Genomic DNA, 19918 nt, shown 5'->3' with positions numbered 1-19918 from the left:
CACCAGGGCATAGTTGGCGTCGGTGCCACGAACTACGCTGACGGTCATGGACTGGCTCGATCGGGTGGCGAAGCTGCGACAGTGGACAAACAACGAGGTTCGCGCTCCGCACAAGCCGCTGTTGCTGCTGTACGCCCTCGGCAGCTTCCAGCAGGACACCCACAGCGAACTGCGCTACAGCGTGGTCGAGGAGGAGCTGAAGCGGCTGTTGGTCGAATACGGGCCGCCGAATCCCACGACGCCCGCATACCCCTTCCACTACCTGGTCAATGACGGAGTGTGGGAGGTCCGGACCGACCACGGGCCGGGAAGCCCGGGAACCGGCATCCGGCTTCTCCGGTCCAGTGGCGCCACCGGCAGACTCGTTCCGGAGTTGCGCACAGCGCTCACCAGGGAACCTTCGCTGCTGGGGCGGCTCGCCAGAGTACTGCTGGACATCAACTTCCCGCCGTCACTGCACACCGATCTGTGCGAGGCCGTCGGCCTCGACCTGGAACTGGCCGAGACCGCGCCCGTGGCCGGCCTGCTGGGTGAAGCCGAGACTGCTGCACGTCGGCAGCGGGACCGCCGGATGCGCGAGATGGTCCTGACGGCGTACGAGTTCCAGTGCGCCTTCTGCGGCTACGACGGGATGCTCGGCGCCAGCAGCGTCGGGCTGGAGGCCGCGCACGTGCGGTGGTGGTCGTACGACGGCCCGGACGAGGTCGACAACGGCCTGTGCCTCTGCTCGCTGCACCACAAGCTCTTCGACAAGGGCATCCTGGGCCTAGGCGAGGGGCACCGCATTCTCGTCTCGCAGCGCTTCGTCGGCCGCAGCGAGGCGAGCCGGCAGCACGTGCTCGCGCTGGCCGGGCAGCCGGTGATAGGTCCACAGTCGGGCGTTCCATCCGTCGCGGAGCGGCACCGAGAGTGGCACGCCCGACAGGTCTTCCATGGTGCGCCCCGTACGCCGGCAGAAACGCTGTGCTGACTGGGGACACGTGGCCGACGTCGGCTCATCGCCGTCCACCAGGCTCTGGGGTCGACTCCTCGCCTACGAGACCGCTGCTTGTGCCAGCCTCGGTGCCCGCGATGGGGGCACCCATATTCTCGTCGCGGCTCGTCGACGCGGCTGAGCTCTCGGACGGGACAGCCACCACGGCGCGCCTGGCCGAGAAGTCCGACGGCGCGGCTCAGGCAGGCAGTGTCCTGGACCGGAAGAAGATCAACAAGCGGGGGAACCTGGCCGCTGCTCGCTTGCACCGTTTCTTGTCCCAGGGGACGGATATCGTTGGTGAGTCGTTCCGCACAGGGGATACGACGCCCCGCGCAGGTTCACCCGGCAGGACACGCCCGGCGAGTACATGTCGAGCGCGCCCGAATCGAGTGACCAGCAGGAACACCACGGCCTTCGGGTCGCCGCCCATTGACGAGCAAGGACACCCCCGACTAATGGCAGTGACCCAGCAGGAGATCGAGAACCGGCTATGGGACGCCGCCGACGAGCTGCGCGTGGCGATGCCCGAATCGCAGTACTCCTCGGTCGTCTTCCCGCTGATGTTCTGGAAGTACCTGTCGGACACCTGGGAGCACCGCCACCAGGAGTTCCAGGCCGAGAACCAGGGCCTGGACTACTCCGCCGAGGAAGCCCGCGAGATCGAGTACCGCGACTACCAGGACTTCGAGATCCCGTTCATCCACCCCGAGACTGTCCAGGAACGTCGCGCCTCTTGGACGTCCATCCTCGCCACCGTCACCCGGCCCGGCCTCGGCCAGCGGGTCCGTGCCTCCCTGCAGGCCATCGAAACGGCCAACCCTGACAAGTTCTCCCGCATCTTCGGGGCCATGACCTGGACGGCCGAAGAGGTGCTGTCGGGAGAGGTCCTGGCAGCGGTCATGCAGGCGATGGACCGAGTCCCGAAGATGCACGAGGGCAACATGTCCTACGACGTGCTCGGCGGGGCGTACGAGTACCTGCTGAAGCGCTTCTCCGACGGCTCCGGTACCCGCGCCGGCCAGTTCTTCACCCCGCGCGAGGTCGTCGAGCTGCTCGTCGAGGTCCTGGACCCCCAAAACCGCGAATCGGTCTACGACCCGACGTGTGGGTCGGGCGGCATGCTCATCGCCTCCGCGAACCTCCTGAAGGCCCACAACAAGCGTGGCTACACGCTCAAGCTGCACGGGCAGGAGGCCGTAGCGGACACCGCGGGTGTGGCACGCATGAACCTCTTCATGCACAACCTCACCGACTTCAAGGTCGAGGTTGGAGACACCCTGAAGGACCCGCGCTTCAGGAAGAAGTCGGACGGATCCATCGCGCAGTTCGACGTGGTCATCGCCAACCCGCCCTACAGCATGAAGTGGAAGCCCTGGACCAAGGACCCGCGTGCCATCGGCGGGGTCGCGCCCCTGTCGTCGGCGGACTGGGCGTTCGTGCAGCACATGATCGCTAGCATGGACCCAATGGCGGGCCGAGCCGGCATCGTGCTGCCTCACGGCGTACTCTTCCGCGGCGGCCAGGAAGCAGCTATCCGCCAGCGAGTCCTGGACGACGACCTCCTGGAAGCCGTGATCGGGCTGCCAGCGAATCTCTTCTACTCGACGGCCATCCCCACGGCGATCCTGGTGTTTCGAGCCTCCGGCACCAAGCCCCTGGAGCGCAAGGATGGGGCGCTGTTCATCGATGCCTCCAAGCGGTTCGCCAAGGCCAAGAATCGCAATGTCCTCACCACGGTCGACATTGCCGACATGGTGCGCGCCTACCAGGCGGACTTCGACGCGGACGGCAACCCGATGGACCTCAACCTAGAAGCTGCCCTGCCGGCACGGTTCGTACCCATCACAGAGATCGTGGCGAACGACTACGACCTCAATATCGGTCGCTACATCAAGCAGTCCGCCGCCGAGCAGGAAGACCTCGGCACTCTCGTCGATGCCTACAACATCGCCCGAGCCGAACGACAGAAGACCGAGGCCCGCATGCTCGCGGTTCTCGCCGCCGCCGGGATCGAGGGCTTCGATGAGTGAAGACTATTCGCTTCGTTCGCTCGGAGAGGTGATGCGCCTCGATATCCAGCGCACACCGATGAAGCCCGCAACAACCTATCGCTTGGCCGGGGTCCGGAACACAGGACAAGGACTTGTCGCTAAAGGCGAATTCGACGGCGCTGACACCGAGTACACGGCGATGAACGTGCTGCGCGTCGACCAGGTCGTGATGCGCAAATTGACCGCGTGGGAAGGCCCGATCACCGTAGTACCTGCCGAGTTCGACGGATTCGTCGTCAGCAACGAGTTCCCGACATTCACGCTTGGCCCAGAAGTGATGCCCGACTGGATGCGGCACGTCTGCCGTTCACCGCGACTGTGGGCAGAAATGAAGAACCGAGTGAGCGGGACGGTTCAACGGCGCAAGCGTCTTAACCCAGAGCAACTCTTGCAGATCCAATTCCCGATCCCGCCCCGCGAGGTACAAGAGCGAGTCGTCGAGATACTCGACGCAGTTGATGACCAGATCGCCGCACTCGACACCGAGGCGGACGCACTAGAGAAGACTCTCGACGGTTGGATTTCGACCGAGTTCTCAACTGCCGATCGCAACGCGCCCTTGGGAGATATTGCTGAAGTTCAGCTAGGCAAGATGCTCTCAAAGGAACGGGCTGCAGGACCGGAGCAAGCCCCGTATGTCCGGAATGCCGACGTGCAGTGGCAGGGTCTGAACCTCACCGATCTGAAGACGATGACGTTCACTGAGAAGGACCGTGGGCGGTTTGCGCTGCGCGCCGGCGACATCCTGTCGTGCGAGGGCGGCGATCCAGGCCGAAGCGTCATCCTGTCCGAGGACCTTGACGGGATCTACTATCAGAAGGCCGTGCACCGTGTACGTGCCACTGGGGTGGACCCTCGCTTCCTGTACGTCGCCATCAAGCATTCCTACGCAAGCGGCGCGATTGCAGACCTGTGCACCGTTACGACCATTAAGCATCTGACCGCCGAGAAGTATCGAACTCTTCGCGTTCCATTGCTCGATGAGGAACAACAGGTGCGAGCAGTCGAGGTGCATGATGCGCTCTTCGCTCAGGTCGCCGCGATCCGGGCCGAGGCCAACCGCTTGAGCGGAGCACGCGCTGGCCTGCTGGCGGGGCTGCTGAACCGCACCATTTAGATTGAGTCTGCCGAACTGGGGGGTCTGAACTGTGGCGAAGGGCATTCGGGAGCGCGAGTTCCAGAACTTGATGATCCGGTGGTCCCTCCCTATGGACTGGGGCTTCACCGCGGGGCGAGCGTTGCCGCGTGAGACGACGCAGACAGTGATTGCCTCCCAGCTGCGAGATTCCATCGTCAGGTTGAACCCTGGGGTGATCGGGGGGTTCGACGTGGACGGCGTGGTCGAAGAGATCGTCGCGACGGTCAATGCCGTCGAGGGCGGGCTGGTTCGGGCTAACGAGCAGGTACTGCGTCTGCTGCGCGGGCACAAGGAGTTCCGGGACGTCGATGGCGTGTGGCACGCCCTGAAGGTCATCGACTTCGAGCACCCGACCGCCAACACGCTGGTCGTGTCCGACGAGGTGACCATAACCGTCCCCGGCAAGACCTCCCGTCGCTTCGACCTCGTGTACTGGGTCAACGGCCTGCCCCTCGTTGTGGTTGAGGTGAAGTCACCGACCGCAAAGTCCGGGTGGGTCGATGCCGCCAACGAGATCAACAACGTGTACACCACCGAGTACCCCTGGTTCTTCACGCCCAACGTGTTCGCGGTCGCCTCCGACGGACTGAAGCTGCGATTCGGTGCCGCCGGCGCGCCCACGAACCTGTGGCAGCCGTTCCGGTCCACCGCCGACGACGAGAACCTGTCCGGGCAGGCCGACGTGAAGCGCTCCGTCGAGCTGCTGATGAACCCGGCCACGATCCTGGACATGCTCGCCAACTTCGTCCTCTTCGACACGGCCGGGGGCGGGGCCGACATCAAGTACCTGCCCCGCTATCCGCAGATGGAGGCCGCCCACCTGATCCACGAGCGGGTCCTGGAGGGCGGGTCGAAAGGTCTGGTCTGGCACCACCAAGGGTCGGGGAAGACGCTGCTTATGGTCTTCGCCGCCTCGCTGCTGCTGGCCGACACCCGCACCGATTCACCCACGATCATCCTGCTCTCGGACCGGACCCACCTCGTCCGACACACCGCCGGGGTGTTCACCTCCGCCATGGGGGACGCCTACTTCCACCAGCCCAAGACCAGCCAGAAGCTGCGTTCCCTGCTGGCCGACGACGTGCGCGGTGTCATCTCCACGACCGTCCACAAGTTCGCCGACGCCGGCGAGAACCTGTCGACCAGGGCCAACATCATCGTGCTGGTCGACGAAGCACACCGCACCCAGTCCGACAAGCAGAAGTCCCTGGCCGGGCAGATGCGCGCAGCGCTGCCGAACGCGAAGTTCTTCGGCATGACCGGCACCCCCGTACGGAACCTCGCCACTGACACCTTCGCCCTCTTCGGCGAGGAGGCTGACCCGGGCAGGGTGCTGCACCGCTACTCGGTGTCCCGGTCTCTGCTGGACGAGGCGACCGTGCCGGTCGTGCTGGACCCGCGCCCGGTCGTCTTCGAGATGAACGACCAGGAGTTGCAGGCCGAGTTCGACCAGTTCGCCGACGACTTCGATCTCGATGACCCCGACCGTGAAACGCTGTCCCGCAAGTTCGGCCGTCTCACCTCGGTCTTCGCCAACCCCGACCGCATCCACGCGGTCTGTCAGGACATCGTGGACCACTACCTGGCCGGCGCCTACCGCAACGGCCTCAAGGCCCAGGTCGTCGCCTTCAACCGTGAGCTGGCCGTGGCATACATGGAGAAGATCAACGAGCTGCTGGCCGGCTTCGAGGCGTCACAGGTGCTCGCCAAAGTCGGGAAGCACGCCCGGATCACCGCCGAGGTGAACATCTCCGTCTCGGATGCCAAGGACGAAGTCGCCGCCATGAAGCCGTTCAAGCTTTCGGAGGCCGAGGAGGAGGAGCAGAAGCGGCGGTTCCTCTCCCCGGACGACCCGCTGTGCTTCCTGGTGGTGACCGCAAAGCTGATGACGGGGTTCGACGCCCCGAACGAGGGCGTCCTCTACCTGGACAAGCCCTTGAAGGCCCACAGCCTGTTCCAGACCATCACTCGCCCGAACCGCACCTGGGTGTCCCCGACGGGGTTCGTGAAGACCCGCGGCGTGGTCGTGGACTACATCGGCCTGGCCGAAGAGGTCCAGCGGGCCGTCGTCGACCCCACCTCGAAGGGAGTCGGCAAGGGCGGCGGGTTCGTCACTGACTTGTCCGCGCTGGTCGCCGAGTTCCGCACGACCTTCGCCCGCGTCGAAGACCTCCTCGCGGACGTGGACGGCCTCGACCTCACAGTCCACGGTTACGAGTCCGTACGGGCCATCAACATCTTCCTGGACGCCGACCCTGACGCGGCCGAGGTGTTCACAAAGGACTACCGGCTCCTGGCCCGCCTGTACCCGCTCATCAACACCGACAAGCGGGTCGCCAAGTACCAGGACGGCTTCGGGCTGTTCGGATCCGTGTACACGACTCTGTTCAAGAAGTCCTCCGATGAGGAGAGGAAGGAACGGCTGGGCGAGCTGGGGCCGATGGTCCTGGAGATCATCAACGCCCATGTCCACTCCTTCTCCGTGGCCGCCTCCCAGGAGGAACCCCTCGTCCTGGACGCCCAGGGCATTGTCATCCTGAAGGAGCTGTTGGCCCTCGTCCGCCTCAAGCCCGACAAGGGTGACGGTGAGGTAAGGACGCCGCCGTCCGCGGCGGAGATCCTGGACCACATCAAGGCCGCCCTCGACAAGGGCGTCGAACCGGGGTCCGCGAAGTACACCGCCCTCGCGGAGCGGATAAGGCTGCTGCGCGACCGGATCATCCAGAATGCCCAGGACGCCCTGGACTTCCTGTCCGAAGCACTCCGGATCGCTCGCGCCGTCGTGGACGCCGAGAAGCACCCCAACACGGCTGTCGTCGTGCTGGACGACGACCACGTGGGTGTCCTGTCGCGGATCATCCACGACCACGCACCGTCCGGCCTCACAGTCACCGAGAGGAATCTGGCCGAGGAGATCGACCAGGTGGTTACTCGCACCCTCGCCCGGTCGTGGGACAACGCCGACGCTCGTAACCGGGGCGCCCGCCGCGCCACCGCCGCAGTCTTCCGCCGGTACATGCTGAAGCCAGTGGGGGAACCGTACGACTCCACCGTGGCCTACATCGAAGCCCACTACCTCGTCGACTGACGAGCGGGCGGAGGCCCGGCAAGCTGTGACGGCTGCCGGGCCTCGTCGCTGCGCGGCCCAGACCTACGCTAATCCTCGGCTCCATCAACCGGTGCTTCCTCAGCACCTGGTTCCGCAAGCGGCTTCTCCTCCGGTGCGGCGGTGCGCCGGTACTGCGGATGGTCGAGGTCCATCTGCTTCGCGGCGTGCAGGGGAAGGGGGAAGCGGGAGCGTCCGTCCCAGAACTGGGCCTGGTGGGAGAGCTTCGCCGTGGTGATGGCGAGAGCCTCCTCGGAGACGCCCTCGGCGCACGCGAGCGGGTAGATCTCGTTGGCCGTCATGGAGTACCAGTTCTGAGGCATCTCACCTTTGCGCCGCTCCTCCTTCTTGTCGGAGAAGACGGAGGTCTTCGCATCCCATCGGGTGTACTTGGATCCCAGCCGGCCTGCGCCGTCCCCGTCGAAGGCACGTGGCACGTTGCAGAAGATCCACACCGGGGTGCCGAAGTCCGTGGTGACCTGGTAGAGCGTGGTCGCGGTGTCCTGTTCCACGGGGTCGCTGCCTTTGGCCTTGGCGATCCGGGTCGTGCTGACCGGTTGTGGTACCTCCTCGTCGCTGACGTTGATACGGATGACGGCCTGAGGCCGCTCGTCACGGCTCAGGGTGCTGCCGGGAAGCCAGTAGCGGCTGTTGCGTTTCTCGGGAGAGCTGCCGAGACGCATGTTCTGCAGCCCGTCCCACATCCGTCGTGAGGCAAGCTCGTCCACGGTGACGACGTACGGGGTGCCGTCCAGTTCCTCGGACAGGTCGGCGAGGGCGCGCTCGACGGTCTCGGCCGCGTCGTCCCAGCGCTGCCGGTAGGTCTTCTTGTCACCGGTGCCCTCGGGATAGGCGCTGGCGTGGAAGGCCGGCTGTGCCAGGCGGTAGGGCTGCCATACAGGCCGGGTGGAGCTCCAGCCGAGCATCGTCCAGGTGCCACCGGCGACCTCCGGGGGCACGAGGGCCGAGGCGGTGATGACCACCTTGGGTTGGCCGAATTCTCCCTTGCGCCTGTTCTGCTGCCTTACGTGGATGCCGACGTGGGCGATGCGGTCGACCGGATAACCCGCCTTCTCGGGTTGCAGGGCGTTGGCGATGCGGTCGTCGATGACGCCGAGTGAGCGGTAGAGGTCGAGGAGGGCCATCTCGGCGGGGTGGTCCTTCGCCTTGGGCTTGATAACGCCCTTCTCGTCCTTACCCCGGAGGTACTGGGTCGGGACTCCGAGGTCAGCGAGGATCTTCCTGGTCTGGGGCTTGGCGTCGAGGTCGTCGGGGCTCGTCTCACCACCGCCGTCGGCGTCGGCGGCTGTCGGGATCTCCGTCTCACACCAGGCACCGACAAGCACCCCGTCGTGGGACCGAAGCGCGGCTCCGGTGGCCGCCAGCGCCTCCTTGCGGCCGCCGGAGGGCCCAGGCTCGAGAAAGTCGCCAGCCTGATGGAACACGGCGGTGATCTGATCTCCGTACAGGCTGAGCTCGTCGCCGCCGTGCGGGTCGAGGCCCTCTGCCGCGAGGCCGAAGGTCTTGCAGAAGGTGTCGAGCATCCGCAGTCGGGTTTCGTCCCGGTACCACAGGCAGACGATGCGCAGCTTCTTGAAGCCGGCAGCTTCGACGGAGGCGAAGATGGACTCCGGGGTGGGGAAGAGGCTGCCGCGTTGGCGGATCGGGCCGAGCGCCTTCGGATCCGGATGCTGCTCGCGCTCCGCCTTGCGGCGCAAGTACTCCTGCTTGGAGATGTTCTCCGGGTCGGTGGGGCGGTGCGGGAGGCTCATCCGCGCCTCGAGCGTCTCCAGAGGCTCGGCGCGGTCGGCGAAGACGTTGGTGAAGTGCTGGTGCAGGAGCCGAAGGTGGTGCATGCCGGTGCCGGTGCCGATGGGGAAGGAGAAGTTCTTCGGCAGGATGGGCCAGACCTGTCCGGGGTGCTCGCGCGGGAAGCGGGTTGCTTCCTTCTTTTCCTTCGCGTCGGCGAGGAGCTTCTGCTCCCGCTTCGAACGTTCGTCGATGGTGCGCAGGATCGAGTAGTCCATCTCCAGCCGGCCGAGGGCCTGGAGAGCGAGGCGGTTGATGGTGCGGGCGCCACCGCGGCCGTTGAGCTTGACCTCGAGCAGCGGGTTGTCCGGGCCGGGCTGCTCCGCGAGGGCGGTGGTGGAGAAGACGAGGGACGAGGAGATGCGGGTCACCCGGGAATTCAGCAGCAGCACGGGGTTGGCGACGTTGGGCAGGGTCTTCAGCTTCAGTGCGGTCCGGGAGAGGGCGAAGCGGCCTCCCTGTTCGTTCTGCCAGGGGTCGTCGAAGGCGACCAGGCCGCCCGTCGTGTCCGCCCGTAGTTGGATGGACTTGCTGTCGGAGATCGCCCAGGGCTCAGCGGCGAAGCGTCGGGACAGCTCCCAGGCGACTGTGCTGAAGAGCCAGTTGGGGGCACTGGGTTGGGTGTTGCTGGTGGGCTGGAGGTACTCGGCCAGCAGGTGCGTGCGCTCTGGGGTGTCGGCGATCCGCTTGGCCAGTTCGGGCGCTGTGGTGATGTCGATCGTGCTGACGTCCTGACCGAGGGCCAGGTAGTGGGTGAGGGTGAAGACGCGGCGGAGCAGTTTGCTGTCGACTGGGCGGAGCGAGGCGAGGAACGGGGCGCGGCGGTCCGGGTCGAAGTAGACGTAGCCGCCGCTCATCATGCTCAGGACGGTGGTGGCGATGGAGTAGGGGGCCTGGGCCGAGTCGTTGTTGAACTTCTTCTTGCACAGGTGGTCGAAGTCGTCCCAGAGCTTCCAGGTCGCTTCGTCGAAGTGCCGCACGTGGACAACGGCATCGCCGACCAGTTCGGGGGTGCAGCGGAAGGCGAGGGTGTTGAGGTACTTGCCGGGTGCGCGGTCCTGGTCGCCCGGTGCGGGGTCCTGCTCGGTCACGTGGTCTCTTCTTCTCTCTTGTGAGTCTCGTCGGTTGCCCGGGTGCCCAGGGTCAGTGGGGGTCGATGCCGGCGTAGGAGAGGAAAGCGTTGAGCGCCTCTCCGTACAGGTCGTTCATGCGTCGTCGCACGTCGGGCGGCCACTGGGAGTGGATGCGCCGAAGGACGGTCTCCAGGTCGGCGCTCCAGGTGTCCTCGTGGAAGGCGTAGTCGACCATGTGCAGCACGGCTTCGGTGCCGCCGCGACGGGCGCGACCGGCGAGCTGGATGAGGTCGACGATCATGCCCGCGACGACCTCCTCTTGGAGGGACTTGTGCATCGCCGTGAACTGTGGGGCTGTGCGCAGGAGGAGCACCAGGCGGTCCCATGCCGCTGCGCGGGCACCGGCCAGGGCCTGCGACGGGTCGGAGATACCGCCGGCCGACAGGGCACGCAGCCCGGCGGCGTTGATGCTGCCGTACATCTCGGCGGGTTCGTTGAGCAGCGCGAGGGGGCGCACGCACAGGTAGACGGATCGGACCGCTGAGCGGGTGCCCTTGACGATGTTGAGCCCGCGGGCGATGAGCGACAGCGGAACGACGAGGATTTTGCCGTGATTGGGGAAGTCCTCGAACTCCTCGGCGGTCAGGCGTACGGCCACGGTCTCCCTGGGCAGTTCGGGGTCGGCACCGTGCCGGTTCTCCGCGCGGACGGCCAGGCACAGTCCGCCGTCGTACTGCCCGGCCTGAGCGATTCCGCGGGCGAGCCACGCGCACTGTTGGTAGGAGTTGGCGACGACCAGGACGTGTGCCCGATCGGGGTCCATGGCGGCGGTCCGTTCGAGTTCGCGGTGGATGTACTGGTCGTACAGGTTGCCGCCGAGCTCGATGAGCGCGTCCTTCTTACGGCTGGGGTGGGTGCCGGAGACCTTGATCGGTTCTCCGAACAAGGGGTGGCCTTCGCCGTAGTCGATGCGGTGTTTCCTGGCCCGGATGGAGTTGGCCTGGGCGTCGGTCATCCACCAGCGCACGGGGGCGTGGAGGTGCTCTCGGACTGCCTGGGGGAAGTAGGCGGTGGCCGACAGCCCCATTACCGGCCGTTCGACGCCTGCCAGGATGAGGGACACGATCCCACCCAGCTCGGCGGTGAAGGTGTGCGGGTCACCGGCGATGGTCTGGGCGACCAGGGCCGCGTTCTTCTCCTTGTCGTCGAGTCCGGTGACTCGGTAGCCGGTGATGGCTTGCCCCAGCATGCCGAGCGGCAGAACGGCGGAGATGGCAGTCGCCTGCAGGTTTTCCACGATCTTCTGGGCCGAACGCAGACCGGAGGAGCGGTAGTCGTGGGCCTTCTCCTGGAGGGCGGATAACGCCTCGTCCAACTCGATCATCGCGGTCCGGGTGACCAGCAGGTTGACCGCCTGCGCACGCCTGTGCGGGTCCTTGACGCTGGGCTCGAGCAGACCGTGAAGTTCGATCTTGACGGCGTCCAGCAGGTGCTCGCCGCGAGGCGCCACCAGCGCGCTGAGCGCCTCCCTGACGTCATGCCAGTCGGGGTCGAGCAGGCTCGCCTGTCGGCTGAGCGGATCGCGGCGCTGATAGCGGGTAGGCATGAGGGCGTTGAGCTGCTGGAAGAGCTCAGCCGGGATGTCTGCACCGTCGCCCGTCTCTGTCGGCGACCACAACAGCCGGAGGAGGGTACGGTCACGCCCACGTGCCAGGTGCCAGCGGGTACTGGTCTGGTCGGGGATGCGCTCCTGGGCCCGGTCGTCCTCCGTGGCGTGCAGGCTGAGCGCGTTCTTGCAGATGCTGAGCAGGAGGAACTCGGCCATGAGACGGACGTGGCTGACAGCGGGCAACAGGTTGTGCTCGTCGTCGATGCGTAGCCGCTTGGCGTCGGTGTCCATCTCCTGCGGTGCGGCCGACCAGTGCCGGCGGGAGTGCAGGATGATCTCGCTCGCGCACTTGTCGACGGCCCGGGACTGGAACTGGTCGACCTCGTCGATGAGAACAGCGTGGCAGGTCCGCAGCGCGAACTCGGCTGCGGTCATGCTGCGTACGGGCCGACCGTCGAGGTTGACGCCGATCCGCAGGTTGCCCTGCATGAACACGTAGTGGTTCATGATGACGACATTGGCGTCGGCCGCCTCGTACACGGGAGCGTACCTGCCGCAGGTCGGGATCCAGGGGCAGGCCGCAGCCCCGACACCCTGCTGGTGCAACGACAGGCACGGCTCGCGCCCCGGCGGATAGTCCCCGGTGGCTTCCAGGAACGTCTTCAGGGCGCATCCGTACGCCAGGGGATCGACGTCGCGTTCGGCACGTTCGCCCCACTCGCCGGGCGCGTCTGGGTCCTCGTTGATCAGAGAGGCGAGTTTGAGGGCGCGGTCGTGCATGCCGGACGACGACATCAAGTGTGCGCACGTGGCCTCGTGTTCGATGACCTTGGACCGGTGGAGGTGGGCCAGGTCCTCGCGCACGTTCCAGGTCATGGCAAGGCACGCCTTGATGTCCGGCAGGACGATCGTGACGCGCAGGTTGCGGGTGGCGAACCAGGCGGCCATGACGCGGACCATCACGCTCTTGCCGGTGCCGGTCGGCGCGTTGAAGATCTCCATGCCGCCGGCGGTCAGCGCGAGGGCCTCGGTGGGGGACATGCTGTCCGTGGTCTTCAGCGCGTCGAAGAGCTGCCCGATGGTGTGGCGCAGGTAGCGCTTGTTCTCGGGGTAGCGCTGGTCGATCTGCTCGGCGAGGTCGAGCAGATCGGGCGTGGGGATACGGAGGTCGGCCATGTACAGGACGGTCGAGAGGTGGGGGAGGCTGTCGTGGCTGAGCGCCTCGGCGAATTGGGGGTAGGTGGGGATCGTCAGGCGCCCGTGGATCTGGCCCACGTCCTTGACGAAGATCTCCCCGGTGAACCACGTGCCGGGGCCGGCGAACTCCGGAGGTCTCGGCCGGGCGCTCGGGCGCCGGAAACGGGCAGTCAGACGGTCGACGTAGCCGAGCGGATCGCCTCCGAGTCGTGGGAACGCGGCATCGGCCGTGAAGGGGTTGTCGCCCACGGTCTCGAAGGGGGCCATGACCGATGCGTCCCCTGGAGCTTCCCCGTTCAGCCCGGCCAGCAGGGAACGCGCTGCCACCGAGAACTTCCGAACGTCGGCGAGTTCACCCGGCGCGATGGAGCAGACCGCGGCGATCCGCCGTTTCTCCTCATGAGGCAGCATCTTCCAGCGGTCCCATGCCTGGTACGTCCCCGAGAGCAGGAACGCTGCCTCGGCGAAGGGAGCGGCGGTGCGGGATTCGCCGTCGACCACTAACGGGAAGTAGTGGCCAGCGAGGGCCAGTGCGGCGCATACCGCGGTTTCCTCGATGGGCAGGTCACTCATGTCCAGTTCACCCCGGCCTTCTCGCAGACCAACTCGCCGAACTCGGAGGCGGTCGCGACCTGCATGTCCCCGTACTTCGCGCACACCCCCGACAGCAGGGGGACCTGGCGGGCCCGGTAGTCCGGCACCACCAGCCAGTCGGCGCCGCCCCGGTCGCCCTCCTGGGCATGGACGAGGCTCCCCAGGACTGTGGCCGAGGTGTAGTCCTTGACGTCGACCTTGAACGTCGTCTTCTTGCCCCGTTTCGGGCCGACCTCGATCAGCAGGTCGTAGGCGTCCAGGCCCGGCCACAGCGAGACCTTCAGCCCGCGCTCCGTCAGCCGGTCGTACAAGGCTAGCTCGGGCAGACCGGGAACAGTCGTGTAGCGCCAGATGCCTCGGGTGACGGCCTTGTGGCCCTCTGCGGGCAGAGCCTGCGGGACTTCTCCGAGATCCGGATAGAGGACCGCCTCACGACCTTCCGGACGAGGCGGTGCGGGCTCCGGCAGTAACTCTGGTGCACTGCCGTCTGCCGGCAGCCGGAAGAGGTAGGAGGCCCCCGTGTCCGCGTGGGGCGTGTGCCAGCAGCGCGCGGCTCCTACGGAGGTTCCCGCGTTCCTCCGGACGACGACCCGCATCGGCCATCTGCAGACGGGGCACGGGAACCACCAACCCCGATAGACGGAGTCGAAGGGAATCTCCCGATAGAAATCTGCGACCAGCGGTGGCAGCCGCAGCTCGCACAGTTGGTCGACGGGCCCTGCAGGGCAACGGATCAGATCCTTGCGGCCGGCCTCGTACACGGCTTGCTCACCTTGCTTGCGCAGCAGTGTGAAGGCCGTCTCCTGGTCGATCTCCGACTGGAGATCCCGGTCGCTGACGACACCGGCGAACGTGTCGAGCTTGCGCAGCGTGTGCAGCAGCATCTGCTGCTCAAGATCGAGGTCGAAGGCGTCCTCGGTGACCTGCCCGTCCTGGTCGACGACCAGCATCCCGTCCAGATCCAGTGGCCTGACGCCCTCGGGCAGCAGGACCGCCAAGTCCCCCCTGAGTGCCCGTCTGAACTCTCCGAAGGCAAGGGGGCTACCCGGGCCGCGTGCCGCATGCAGCATGCCGTGACACTCCATCAAGGTTGTCAGGCGTTGCTGAGGTTCCAGGCCCGGCGCGGTCATCGCTTTCGCAGCGCGCAGCGCAGCTCGGGTCACCAGGTAGCGGACCCGGTCGTCATCGAGCGCCTGCGCGCCATCGTCCAAAGGACTCGTCACGATCCGGAGCGTACGGGGCACCTACGACAAACACGCCACCAGAGAAGAAAAGAGGCGCACTTACGGCATCTTGTTCGCAAGCAGGTCGAGTCTTGTGGTATCGATGCGCGGATAGAGCTCTCGGTAGACATCTAGATACTCCACCACGTGACGCCGACCGAGCTGGGTCAGCCGCCAGCGGTACTCAGCGACATGCGTTCCCCCGGGGGCCATGACGGGCACTGAGTCCACCAGGCCGCGGCTCGGCTGTCCTCCGGCCCTGCCTCGATAGCCCACACCGATGAAGAACAGTGAGCGGCCGGCCAACTGGTCGTCCTCCAACCCGGCTGGCTCTGCGGCTGCGACACGCGCCAGAACTCCCCAGAGCCACTCCGACAGCAGATGGGCCGCAGGGTCCGGCTCCCGTGGTTCGCCAAGCCCCGCTCGTGCAGCCGCACGGCCTCTTCGAGTGATCTCGACCAGTACCCGGCCGACCTCTCCGGTAGCAGGGTGCTCAACCGAATCCTCAGTGACCACCAGCAAACCTCGCCGCTCCAGCGCGTGCACCGTCTGTCCGGCCCCCGGGTCGTGCACACCATGCTGGCGTAGCCTTTCCTGCAACCGGGTGTACCCGACAAGAGAAGGCGCGGCCTTTAGCGTCAGCGGCAACTTGCGCCACTCGGCGGCCTTCGGCACAGGCAGCCGCTGGACCCGGCGCATCCACATCTCGGTCTCCGTCATGCGGTCGTCCCGCATGATCTCGCCCAAGTAGACCTGCTGGCGTTCATTCAGCGACTCCCACGTCGCCAACGCCGCCCGTGAAGGCTCCTGCTTCCGCTTGGTGACCAAGGTCGGAGCCTGCTCGTCCGGCCTCGTGCGCATCCACGCGTCCAGGACCATCCGTACTGGGACTCCGTACGCCTTCGCAAGGGGGGCAAGAAGCCGCCCCGTCGTCTCGGGGTCCTGCCAGTGCCGCCCTTGGACCTGCAGCCCCTTCTCCAGTGCAGAGATCTTGGGTGCCGAGACAGACAACTGACGGCCTGACACCGACGCCCGCAGAAGCTCGGCGACCCGTTCCAGCGTCAGTCCAGCGGCATACCTCAGGTCGACCAGGGTCTCCTGTCCCTGCGGAGCCCCGGTGAGCGCATCCACCTCGCAGCCGAGAGCGGATGCCAACTGCTCCAGTCGAGGCGGAGTGGGCGTGTGCCGGCCCTCCTCATAGAAGAAGATCATCCGAGACGAGACCCCAGCCCTCGCAGCCAGCGCTTCGCGTGTCAACCCCAGCTCGACACGTCTGGACACCAATCGCGCCGGGTCGATTGTGCGCAAGGGAAGAGGCATACAGCCATGGAAGTCCAATGAAGACTTCATTGCAATAGAGCCACGCCTCGAAAGCCGCAGTGCGGATGCCGAGCGGTCCTCTTCTCGGCAGATTTGATCAATCGGCTTGTGCCGGACGGAAGTGAGGCGGTACCACGGCGGTATGCACCGCTGGACTCCTCTCAACGAGCGTCAGCTCGCTCTCCTGACTCGTATCAGTGCGGGTGTCGAACCCGTCACCTCGGACGAACCCGCGCTCGCCGTTACGGCACGGGCACTCAAGGGCCGCGGGCTCATCCTCATGCCGAAGGCTGCTGACACGAAGTGGCGGGCAGAGATCACCGACGTTGGACGGTTCTATCTGGACCGTGGCCATCACCCGGACCAGCCAGCCAAGAAGGTCGGTCGGTCTGCTGAGCGAGGCCAGGTTCAGGAACCGGCTACGAAGGTCGTCCGGCAGGACGCTCAGCCGAGCGAAGGGGCCATGAGCCCGAAGTCGGCGGCGCCTACCCGCCCCGCCCGCCCGCTGCCACCTCGTCGCTCGGTGACTGGGTCGGCGTTGATCGAGCAGGTTCAGCAGGCCGGGCGCTTCCTGCGTATCTCGGATCCGCCCCCCGAGGAACGTGCGCGGCTACGGCGGGCCTTTGACGCCGCTCGCGAGTACGCGCCCGACGGCTACCAGCTGAAGTACAGCGGACGGGAGAAGGGCGACTTCTTCCTCGGCCTGCTGCGGACGAACGGGCTCGACGAGACCGAGTGGAACCGAATCCGCCTCCAGCGAAGCAGGGTCATCACGGACGTCGACGACGTCATCGCGGCGATCAAGGCCGACCACAGCGCCTTCGAGATCTCCGAAGACGTGCTCCCACGAGTCCTGTCGATCGTCCGTCTGATCGCAGAGGAAGCCCTGTCCAGGCACGGGGACGTGACGATCCTGAAGAAGCGGCGCCAGATCAGGCCGATGCTCAACGCCCACGGCAAGACCTGGGAGATCGAATTCAAGGAGCGGCAGAGGCACGTCAAGTACGTTCCCGCCCCCAAGGGGCGACGCAAGACCTACGACTGGCAACGGGTCACGCCCGCCCACCGATCCGAACCGTCCGGCGAGCTCGACCTCTACCTGGTCGAACCTCACCACAGCTACAACCGCGCCCACGCCTGGACGAAGGAGTGCGGAGACACACCCAGCCGGCAGCTGGAGGAACAGATCGGGGCTGCCTTCCGCGCCCTGAGAGCACGCGCCGAGGAGCAGGAAACGCACCGCCTGGCGTACGAGGCCGAGCAACGACGGCTCAAGGAGGAGCGGGAACGGGCGGAGACCGAGCGGCGACGACTGGAGGCCGAGGAGAAGGAGCGCAAGCAGCGCAAGTGGGAGAAAGCCATCGCCGCCGCCAAGGTCCACGCCGCCGAGACTGCGCGGGCGGAGACCTTCGGGGCGGCCCTGGACCGGTGGCGTGCTGCGGCTGAGATCCGCCGATTCTGCGCGGAGCTAGAGGAATCCGTGTCCCGCGCCACGTCCGTCGCGGAGGCCGAGCGCCTGCGTCAGTGGGCCAAGTGGGGCGAGGAAGAAGCCGACAGGATCGACCCGACGTCGCCCGGCCGCGGGCTCGGCGTCGAGGACTTCGAGACCGAACCCACTGACGAGGCCCTGCGCCCCTTCCTCAAGGGCTGGAGCCCGCACCGGACCGTCAAGGAAACACCGCCGGCCGAGCCTGCCCAGCCACCCCGCCAGCCAGACCCCTGGCGCGACCTCAGCGCCTCACCTCGGGACCAAGGCTGGAAATACGGACCCCAAGGTCGCGCTCAATGGTGGAGGCGATGACGCCGTGCCCGCGCTCGCGCAACGCCTTCACCGCCCGCTCGATCAGGGTGTTCAGCCGCTCCACCTCTTCGCGAAGCGCGAGCAGCTCGTCATAACGGTCCACCCGCTCCTGGCCACACCACTCGCGGATGGTGCGGAGGGCGTCGTCCTCGGCCTTCAGCTTCCCGTCGTCCCGGCGGCGCTCCCAGGAGTGCCATGACGGAACGGCCCGCTCGCGGTCCACGGACTCCTGCCGGCGGTCGACCTCCGGCAGGATCTCCTCGGCCAGCATTTCCGCAACGCGCCGGGCGATCCGCTCGACGACCGGCCAGCCCGCCAGGCACAGCCCGGAGCGGTTCTCGTAGACCATCGGATCGGCGCGCAGCTCGGCCGGGTCGAGGCCCAGACGCTGTGCTGTGGCATCCAGGTCTGCCAGCTCCAACACGCCGGCGTCAGCCACGCCTTTGCGCAGCCGGACCTGGCTCTTCGGGCGGACGAACCCCAGGATCGTCCGGGCCGCCTCGAACTCGGGGCTCTTGCGCACCTGCCGGGACGCCTCGGTCAGCCTCAGCTCCGCAGCATCGTCAGCACGGAAGACCTCAACGTCGGCCCACCGGGCGACCAGTGATGCCTGCGCCACCCACTCCTGCAGTCCGGCCTCCTCACCTTCAAGGAACCGGACGTGCACCTGGGCCGACCGACGCGGGTCTCCCACTCGGACGATCTCCACACGGCGGACAGCGCCACCGAGCAGCTTGGGCTGGGCACGATAGGCCCAGTTCTCGTTGATCTCCACGCACCAATTGAGCCAAAGCGGTGCCCTGCTGCGCTACCGCTTCCCAGCACCGTTACCGGCCGGAAATGGAACGGGACCGCTGTGAGGTGGCGCAGTAGACCAGCAAGGTCCGCGGCTGGTAATAGGGTTGCCAGTCCAGGAAGTTGAGACAGATCCTCACGGGACAAGGGGCACAGTGTGAGTGAGATCGCCAAAGCGGTAGCCGCGCTTGAGGAACAGGCCGCCGAGGCTCGCGAACTTCGACAGACCATTGAACGCATCGAGGCCGAGGTTGGTGCACATCTGGACGAACTCAGCGGCATCGGCAGCGCGATCCTCCACCTCCACTTCGACCTTGACAATCAGATCGCCGAGCACGACTACTCGGCTGTCGAGCAGGCAGTCGGAACCCTTGAGGGTCTCGTGGACGTCGCTGAGGTCCTTCCCAAGATCGACGCGGTCTTGCTGCTGACCGCGCTCTTGGAGGGCACACCCACCCCCGACCTCACGGTGCCGCTCGGGCTGTTCAAGGCTGGGGAAACACCTGCCTTCGAGCACCCGCAGCTGACCCAGGAGGACCTCGACCGCCAGTTCCAGACCGAGATGGCCGACTGGTCGGAGCCGGACGAGCAGGACGACCGATGGGCTGAGGACCACGAGATTGCCGAGCAGGAAGCCATTCGTAACCGTGCCCACAGGGCCGGCCTGCACCTGATGGAGCTCTTCGACCACATCGGAGACAACCTCTGGCCCGAACTCATCGAGTCAGTCGAGACCGGCCACCGCGACAACGCGGTCCGCGCGCTGGCAGCCGCCGCTGCAGCAGCACGCGACGCACGGCCCGCATACAAGCTGTACGAGGTCAACCTGTCGGCTCAGTACACGGCAGACCCGTCTTCGCTGGGAGCGATGGGCGAATTCCTGTCCGGCTTCGAGACCTGGCTGACGTCCCAGAGGCACTCGTAGAGGCACCTCACCAGTCGCACGGCCGGACGACGGGTGAAGAGCCCGTAATGGCACCCGAGCCACCGCCCCACCGGGCACCAGTGCCTCGAGCTGGCCCCCGGTTGACGCCAACGCTGACGCCAACCGGCCCGGATGGCGACGTCCGATGGCAGCCTTCCACGGACGTCAGAATCACCCAAACTGGGGCATCTCGCCGCCCCGGCTTAGCCTGAAAAGCGGAAGGTCGCCGGTTCGACCCCGGCCCTGGCCACCAGTGCTGATCAGCACAAAGCCCCCGAGCGCAAAGCGCTACGGGGGCTTT

General features: G+C 66.5%; 11 protein-coding genes. 6 read left to right on the top strand and 5 right to left on the bottom strand.

Features of this window, described 5'->3' with window-relative positions; translation table 11 throughout:
- The first annotated feature begins 46 nt into the window (after positions 1 to 46).
- From ACFC1R_RS31555 to ACFC1R_RS31540, 4 genes are all read left to right on the top strand, one after another.
- A complete protein-coding gene (locus ACFC1R_RS31555) occupies positions 47 to 970 on the top strand; it encodes a phosphorothioated DNA-binding restriction endonuclease (RefSeq protein WP_375944470.1) in 924 nt (307 codons plus the stop codon).
- A 461-nt stretch (positions 971 to 1431) separates the two neighbouring features.
- On the top strand, positions 1432 to 3006 hold the full coding sequence (locus ACFC1R_RS31550; RefSeq protein ID WP_375944468.1) for an N-6 DNA methylase: 1575 nt from the start codon (positions 1432 to 1434) through the stop codon (positions 3004 to 3006).
- Positions 2999 to 4144 carry a restriction endonuclease subunit S gene (locus ACFC1R_RS31545; RefSeq protein WP_375944466.1) on the top strand — a complete coding sequence of 382 codons (1146 nt, stop codon included), beginning with the start codon at positions 2999 to 3001 and terminating at the stop codon, positions 4142 to 4144. The genes ACFC1R_RS31550 and ACFC1R_RS31545 overlap by 8 nt, the downstream gene beginning before the upstream one ends.
- Positions 4145 to 4214: 70 nt before the next feature.
- Positions 4215 to 7253, top strand: coding sequence for a type I restriction endonuclease subunit R (locus tag ACFC1R_RS31540; protein WP_375944510.1), 3039 nt, complete (start codon positions 4215 to 4217; stop codon positions 7251 to 7253).
- Between the two features lie 68 nt (positions 7254 to 7321).
- Here ACFC1R_RS31540 and ACFC1R_RS31535 read toward each other — a convergent pair whose 3' ends face one another.
- From ACFC1R_RS31535 to ACFC1R_RS31520, 4 genes are read right to left on the bottom strand one after another with little or no spacing between them, the layout of a single operon-like run.
- Positions 7322 to 10171 (bottom strand): RNaseH domain-containing protein, encoded by a 2850-nt coding sequence (locus ACFC1R_RS31535; RefSeq protein WP_375944464.1) that lies wholly within the window; start codon positions 10169 to 10171, stop codon positions 7322 to 7324.
- A 52-nt stretch (positions 10172 to 10223) separates the two neighbouring features.
- Positions 10224 to 13532, bottom strand: a complete 3309-nt coding sequence (locus tag ACFC1R_RS31530; RefSeq protein ID WP_375944462.1) for a hypothetical protein — start codon at positions 13530 to 13532, stop codon at positions 10224 to 10226.
- Positions 13529 to 14776: a hypothetical protein gene (locus ACFC1R_RS31525; RefSeq protein WP_375944460.1), complete on the bottom strand. Its 1248-nt coding sequence runs from the start codon at positions 14774 to 14776 to the stop codon at positions 13529 to 13531. The genes ACFC1R_RS31530 and ACFC1R_RS31525 overlap by 4 nt, the downstream gene beginning before the upstream one ends.
- A 60-nt stretch (positions 14777 to 14836) precedes the next feature.
- A complete protein-coding gene (locus ACFC1R_RS31520; RefSeq protein WP_375944458.1) occupies positions 14837 to 16096 on the bottom strand; it encodes a helix-turn-helix domain-containing protein in 1260 nt (419 codons plus the stop codon).
- Between the two features lie 142 nt (positions 16097 to 16238).
- On the opposite strand from ACFC1R_RS31520, the gene ACFC1R_RS31515 reads away from it, so the two are divergent.
- Positions 16239 to 17897: a PE-PGRS family protein gene (locus tag ACFC1R_RS31515; protein WP_375944456.1), complete on the top strand. Its 1659-nt coding sequence runs from the start codon at positions 16239 to 16241 to the stop codon at positions 17895 to 17897.
- Here the strand turns inward: ACFC1R_RS31515 and ACFC1R_RS31510 are convergent.
- Positions 17827 to 18672, bottom strand: a complete 846-nt coding sequence (locus ACFC1R_RS31510) for a PE-PGRS family protein (RefSeq protein ID WP_375944454.1) — start codon at positions 18670 to 18672, stop codon at positions 17827 to 17829. The genes ACFC1R_RS31515 and ACFC1R_RS31510 overlap by 71 nt on opposite strands.
- Before the next feature lie 177 nt (positions 18673 to 18849).
- Between ACFC1R_RS31510 and ACFC1R_RS31505 the strand changes: the two genes are divergently transcribed.
- Positions 18850 to 19617: a hypothetical protein gene (locus ACFC1R_RS31505; RefSeq protein ID WP_375944452.1), complete on the top strand. Its 768-nt coding sequence runs from the start codon at positions 18850 to 18852 to the stop codon at positions 19615 to 19617.
- Positions 19618 to 19918 lie beyond the last annotated feature (301 nt).

The organism is Kitasatospora sp. NPDC056138, from assembly GCF_042264695.1.
Classification (GTDB): domain Bacteria; phylum Actinomycetota; class Actinomycetes; order Streptomycetales; family Streptomycetaceae; genus Kitasatospora.
Note: the sequence above shows the minus strand (reverse complement) of the source record. Positions and strands in the feature narration are given on the sequence as shown.